The organism is Desulfobacteraceae bacterium, assembly GCA_022340425.1.
GTDB lineage: Bacteria > Desulfobacterota > Desulfobacteria > Desulfobacterales > JAABRJ01 > JAABRJ01.
Window position 1 is genome coordinate 1 of record JAJDNY010000067.1, and the last position, 5,805, is coordinate 5,805.

The window sequence follows — 5,805 nt, forward strand, 5'->3', positions numbered from 1 at the left end:
CCGGCGGGCTCTGTGGAACTCGCTTGCGCTCAAACAGCCACAGGGCCTTTTTCGCCGGCCGCTGCGATGCTCGGCCCGGGACGACGGGACAAAAAACACCTGCTGCACCAGGCGGTCTTAATCCGACTGTCGTCTTTGAAAAAAGCCCTATCTGGGGGGGTTGGCGGTTGAGTCCCCCGAAAGCCCCACTTCCGCGTTACGCTGCATCTCGAAGTCGCTGCGGCGCACATAAGCACCTCTGACTGCTCGAGATTTAGGCGCCACTCGCGCCGCTCAGCCCTTGTTTTTGGAGGCCAGGCCCTGGGCGAAGCGCCAGTCCGAAACGGTGTCCACATCCACCGCCGCCTCGGCAAAAGGCAGGATCACGGCCCCCACCCGAGACCCCATGCGACGCGAGATCCGGTGCAGGCCGTCGGCAAGCGTCAGCCGCCCCAACAGATAGCGCAGCAGCACCTCCGGGCCCAATCGCTGCAGCATTTTCCAGGGGGATTTGCGGTCTTTTTCCACCTGGCGCCAGAGGTCCGCGGCCAGGCGGCTGCGCGGGGTCAAAAAGGCGTAGAGGTTGCAGCCGCAAAGCGGCCCGTCCTGGAAGCGCGTCGCCGTGCGCCGCATGCCGGGGTAGACCGCCATTATGTCCGCGTGCCGGGCGAAGCCGGCCACGAGGTCGCAGCCCGTATCGAGCGCTGCGCGGCAGAAATGATCCACGATCGCGGGCGAGAGCAGGGCGTGGTCGCCGGTGGTGAGCAGCACCGGGGTTGCGGCGGGAACCGTTTGCAGCGCGGCGTGGGCGCTGGTGCTGGGGGTGCCCAGGGGGGGCAGCCAGCGCAGCCCGCCGGCCGCCAGCCGTGCCTGGAGCAGGGGCTCCGCCGCGACGATCTCCCGGCCCGGCCCGCACAGGACGCAGGCCCCCACCAGCCGCGCGGCGGCCAGGGCATCCAGCACCCGGATCACCATCGGGGTGCCGCCCACCGGGGCCAGGGCCTTGCAGCCGACGCCGGCCGCCAGGGCCACGGGGTCGGGGACGGTGCGATCGGCCGCCAGCACCAGGGCGCTGAACAACCCGGGCAGGGCTTTCATGTCAATGCGTGTCCTTTCGGAGTCGGCCCCGCCCTACTGCGCGCCGGCTTCCTCCGCCGCTTTTGCCGGCGCCACTTTCTGGGCCACGATGTAGCTGCGTTCCTGGCCGACCACCGGCGCGGTCTTGCTGACCACAACATAGACCAGCTCCGGCTGGCCGTCGTTGTTGAAATCGGCCACGGCGCTGTCGCTGATGTGGCCGCCGACCTCCTGGGTGCGCCACTTCAGGCCGAGGCCCAGCTGGTCCCAGGTGCGGCACTCCACGTGACCGCTCTTGAAGGTCCGCAGCCGCGCCAGCATGCGGCCGCTGGCCTCCTGGTTGTTGACCACGATCACGTCCTGTTTGCCGTCGGCATCCAGGTCGGCCACGTGGACCCGCTGGGCCAGGAAGAAGCGGTCCATGTCCCTGTAGTCGGCAATGGTGGCGGAGGCCGCCATGGGGAATTCGACGAAGGCCGTCGTGCCGCCCAGGGCCTGATCGCTGCGCCACTCCTGCTCCCCGCCGGGCCCCATGACCACCAGGTAGTCGTCGCGGTCGAAGCCCACCAGGGTCTCCTCGCCATTGTTGAGCACGTCGCCATAGGTGAAGCCGAAGACGGTGAAGTTCGCTGGCAGGGCCTGGCGCTCGCCCGGTACGTAGCTGCCGTTGTCCCAGACCAGGTTGTAGACCCCCGCGTCAAAGGGTCCCCGCATTCCCCGGCGCTGGCCCATCAGTTGCGGCTCGCGCCCGGGCGGCTGAATCACCCGGTAGTACCAGTTTTCGCGGTCCACGATGCGCCGGTAGCCGCTCCCCTCGGCCTCCAGAACGAAGGAGACCATCCGCCGCTTATCGCGCTGCACGGAGGTGACAAAGATCTCCGCCGGGCCGTTTCCGTTGATGTCGGCGACATCCACGGCGAGAAAGGTTTCGAAGGTTTCCCCGGTGATCTCGGCCACCTTCTCGAAGCCCTGGGCGCCGTAGCGGTAAACAAAAACCGTGCGGTCGCCGATCAAAACCGCCTCGTTTTGGCCGTCGCCGTCCACGTCGCCCACGGCCAGCCCGATGAGGTCCTCGCGAAAGCGCCGGCTTTTCCAGGTGGTGAAGGCCGCCCCGGCGTCGGCATACTGGATCGGGCCGGTCTGGCTGTAGATCAAATCCTGGCCGATGATCAGCTTCTCCGGGTGGCGGCGCGTCTCGGGCACGGCCTCGGCCTGGGGGGCGGCGGGGACGGCGGCGGTTGCCTGCCCGAAAACATCCGCGTTGATGCGGGCCGCGAAATCGTTGACATGCCCGATGACATCCCCCTGGCTCTGGCCGGTTTCAGCGAAGACCACCAACGGCTTTTGCTGCGCCACGTCCAGAAAGCGAGCGTCGGTGCTGATACTCTCGCCAAAGACGGTCAGGCTGCCGAAAGCGACGAAATCGGCCCCCAGCTGCCGGCCCAGTTCGGCGGCGGCGGCGGGGGTCACCGGCCGCGGGACCTTGGCCGCCGCCTCACGCGCCCGGGCCTTGGGAATCACCGCCACCTGGCCCTCGCGGGCGAGGCGGGTGGCGAGCATGTCCTCGATCCCGTTTTGCAGGAAGGTGAGGTCTTCGGCGGCGTTCATGTCAAAGGGCAGCACCAGGACCAGGCGCGGGTTTTGGGCCTGGGCGGTCGGCAAGCCGACCGCTGCAAAGGTCGACAACAGTATGGCGAGAAAAATTGCGGCCAGACCGGGGGCGAAAGGGGCGGATTTCAAAACAGGGCGTCTCCTTGTGGGGCCGGGGGTTGCGCCTGCCGGGTCGGTTGACGGCCGCCGTCCGTGAGTTGCGGACGGAGCCGGGTCAGAGGGCCGGCAGACCGAATTCAGGCGGTTTTTAACACACTTTGCGGGGCAGTCCAACTCTCATTTCATCCGCCGCCGGTGGCACCGCCGTTTTTCAGGCACCGGCACCCCCCAAGCCGGCCGCACCAAACCGCTACAGGATGTGGGGGCCGGCATGAAACCGTCCACAGGATATTGTATGTCCATGCCGTGCGCTTTTACTTCCCGCGACGCACGCCTGATCAAATCGTAACATTCAGAATTTATTTTAATTTTTTCTTAAAAAAAAGACTTGACTTTGGTTAATGCGCCTGTTAGATGAGCCGATAACTGTTACCAGGATTGCGGGGTTTTTTCCGAAATCCTGCTGACGGCCATCAGCGCAGGGCCCATCGGGCCCGGAAAGGAAGGTGACCCGGGGAACGCCAAAGGGATTTTTTTTGTGTCTGAATTATTTAGGTGAAGTAAATTAGGTTATTAGGTGAATAATTAGGTGAAGCAACTCAGGTTATTAGGTGAGGCAGTAACAATTCCGTTAAGGAGGAAGAAAAAGATGAAGAAATTCGCGATTATTTCGCTGGCCGCCCTTCTGGTGGTGGCCTTCACGATGCCGGCGGCGGCCTTCGAGAGCATCTTCGGCGGCTACTGGCGCACCCGTGCGTACACCGAACAGAACTATTTTGGCAGCAAGGACGCCAACGGCGACGAGGGCAACCTCTCCCAGGTCGACACCCGTACCCGCCTCTACTACACCGCCAAGTTCAGCGACAACTTCAAGTTCGTCAACAAGTTCGAGATGGACGCGGTCTGGGGTGACCAGGATCAGGCCGGCTACGGCGACATCGGCGCCGACGGTATCAAGGTGGAAGTCAAAAACACCTACGCCGACTTCGACATGGGGCCGGTCAACGCCAAAATCGGCGTCCAGGGCTTCATCCTGGCTCGCGGCTTCCTGGCCGATGACGACTTTGCCGGCGCGCACGTGGCCTACAAAAACGACCTGATGAGCCTGCCGGTCTTCTGGTTCAAGGCCTACGAAGGCGGCACGGACAACAACACCGCCGACACCGACATCTTCGGTATCGCGCCCTCCTTCAGCTTCGGCGATTCCAGCAAGCTGACCGCCTACGGGGTCTACTGGATGTCCGACAACCTGGAAGATTACCAGAGGAGAGGCGGCACCAACCTGCCGCCCGTCGCCACCGCCGGCGAGCTGGACGATGCCGACGTCTATTTTGTCGGTGCGGATCTCGACATGAACTTTGATGCCTTCTCCCTGTGGTTGACCGGCATCTACCAGTGGGGCACGATTGACTTCCAGGGTGGCGGCGACACCGATATCTCCGCCTACCTGGTGGGCGCCGGGGCCGCCATGAATCTGGGCCCGGCCGAACTCCACAGCCGGGGCTTCTACGCTTCCGGCGACGACGACCCGGACGACAACGACATCGACGCCTTCACCGTCATCGAAGGCCAGTCCTACTACTGGTCTGAAATCATGGGCTTCGGCATCTTCGACAACGTCGCCTCCGCCGGATCGCCGGCCGACCAGATCTCCAACGTCTGGGCCGTCAACCTCGGCGCGACCTTCAAGCCGCTGGACAAGCTGAGCGTCACCGGTGACATCTGGTACGCCCAGCTGGCCGAAGAGGACGTAAACGACGAAGATGAGCTGGGCACCGAGTTCGACCTCAAGGTCACCTACAAGCTGATGGAGAACCTGAACCTCGACGTGGTCGGCGCCTACCTGCTGGCCGGCGACGCCACCTCCCTGGACGGCAAAAACGACGACGACCCGTTCCTCGTCGGCTCCCGTCTGTCCCTCAGCTTCTAAGCGAAGCTGACGCGTTCTTAAAACCGGTCCTGCGCTGAAACCAAAAAACCGGAAGCGAGTCATCGCTTCCGGTTTTTTTTGTCTTAAGCGGCCGGTGTTTCCCCCGGCCCTCGCGCCCGCCTCTATTCTTCCGCCTCTCCCAGCTTTTGGCGCAGCAGGTCGTTGACCATCCCCGGGTGGGCCTTGCCGCGGGTGGCCTTCATCACCTGACCCACGAAAAAGCCCAGCAGCTTGGTCTTGCCGCCGCGGTAGGCGGCCGCCTCGTCGGGGTTTTGGGCCAGCACCGCGTCCACCGCCGCTTCTAGTGCGCCGGCGTCCGACACCTGGTTGAGGCCTTTCTCCTCCACGATGGCCGCCGGCCCCCGCCCGGTTTCGGCCATCTGGTCGAAAACCCCCTTGGCGATCTTGCCGCTGATCACCCCGTCCTCCACCAGCCGCAGCAGCTCCCCCAGGTGGGCGGGGCTGACCGGGGAGTCCTCGATGGACCTGCCTTGGGCGTTCAACCGCCCCAGCAACGTCCCCATGACCCAGTTGCTGACCGGCTTGGGCTGGGGGAAGACCTTTAGACAATCCTCGAAGTAGTCGGCCAGCTCCCGGGCGGCGGTGAGCAGCTCGGCGTCGTAGGCCGGCAGGCCGTATTGGGCCTCGAAGCGCGCCTTGCGGGCGGCGGGCAGCTCGGGCAGGGCCTCGCGGACCTCCGCGATCCAGTCCTCATCGATGGCGAGCGGCAGGAGGTCGGGGTCCGGGAAGTAACGGTAATCGTGGGCCTCCTCCTTGCCGCGCATGGGGGTGGTGCGGTTCTGGTTGGGGTCCCAGAGGCGGGTTTCCTGCACCACCGCGCCGCCGTCGCCCACGCACTCCTGCTGGCGCGCGATTTCGTAGGCGATGGCCTTTTCCACATGCTTGAAGGAGTTGAGGTTCTTGAGCTCGGTGCGGGTCCCCAGGGCCGTCGTGCCCGCCGGCCGGATGGAGACGTTGGCGTCGCAGCGGAAGCTGCCCTCCTCCATATTGCCGTCGCAGATGTCCAGGTAGCGCAGAATATCACGCAGTTTGCGAAGGTAGGCTCCGGCCTGTTCAGGGGTGCGCAGGTCCGGCTCACTGACGATTTC

The 5,805-nt window shown here is 64.7% G+C and carries 4 protein-coding genes; 1 reads left to right on the forward strand and 3 read right to left on the reverse strand.

Features of this window, described 5'->3' with window-relative positions; translation table 11 throughout:
• Positions 1 to 273: 273 nt before the first annotated feature.
• Together LJE63_06415 and LJE63_06420 are read right to left on the reverse strand one after the other, a co-directional pair.
• The gene (locus tag LJE63_06415; protein MCG6906243.1) at positions 274 to 1,077 is read right to left on the reverse strand and encodes a nucleotidyltransferase family protein; all 804 of its coding nucleotides are present in this window, start codon (positions 1,075 to 1,077) and stop codon (positions 274 to 276) included.
• Positions 1,078 to 1,110: 33 nt separating this feature from the next.
• Entirely contained in the window at positions 1,111 to 2,796 is a 1,686-nt protein-coding gene (locus tag LJE63_06420) for a VCBS repeat-containing protein (protein MCG6906244.1), read from the reverse strand.
• Between the two features lie 619 nt (positions 2,797 to 3,415).
• On the opposite strand from LJE63_06420, the gene LJE63_06425 reads away from it, so the two are divergent.
• Entirely contained in the window at positions 3,416 to 4,696 is a 1,281-nt protein-coding gene (locus LJE63_06425; protein MCG6906245.1) for an alginate export family protein, read from the forward strand.
• 122 nt (positions 4,697 to 4,818) lie between these two features.
• Here the strand turns inward: LJE63_06425 and gatB are convergent.
• Positions 4,819 to 5,805 (reverse strand): Asp-tRNA(Asn)/Glu-tRNA(Gln) amidotransferase subunit GatB (gene gatB, locus LJE63_06430; protein ID MCG6906246.1); only part of this gene is annotated, 987 nt, incomplete at its 5' end.

Excerpts from the sequence above, each read along its gene's own strand:
- LJE63_06415 (MCG6906243.1), bottom strand. The coding sequence starts at position 1,077 with ATGAAAGCCCTGCCCGGGTTGTTCAGCGCCCTGGTGCTGGCGGCCGAT.
- LJE63_06425 (MCG6906245.1), top strand. The coding sequence starts at position 3,416 with ATGAAGAAATTCGCGATTATTTCGCTGGCCGCCCTTCTGGTGGTGGCC.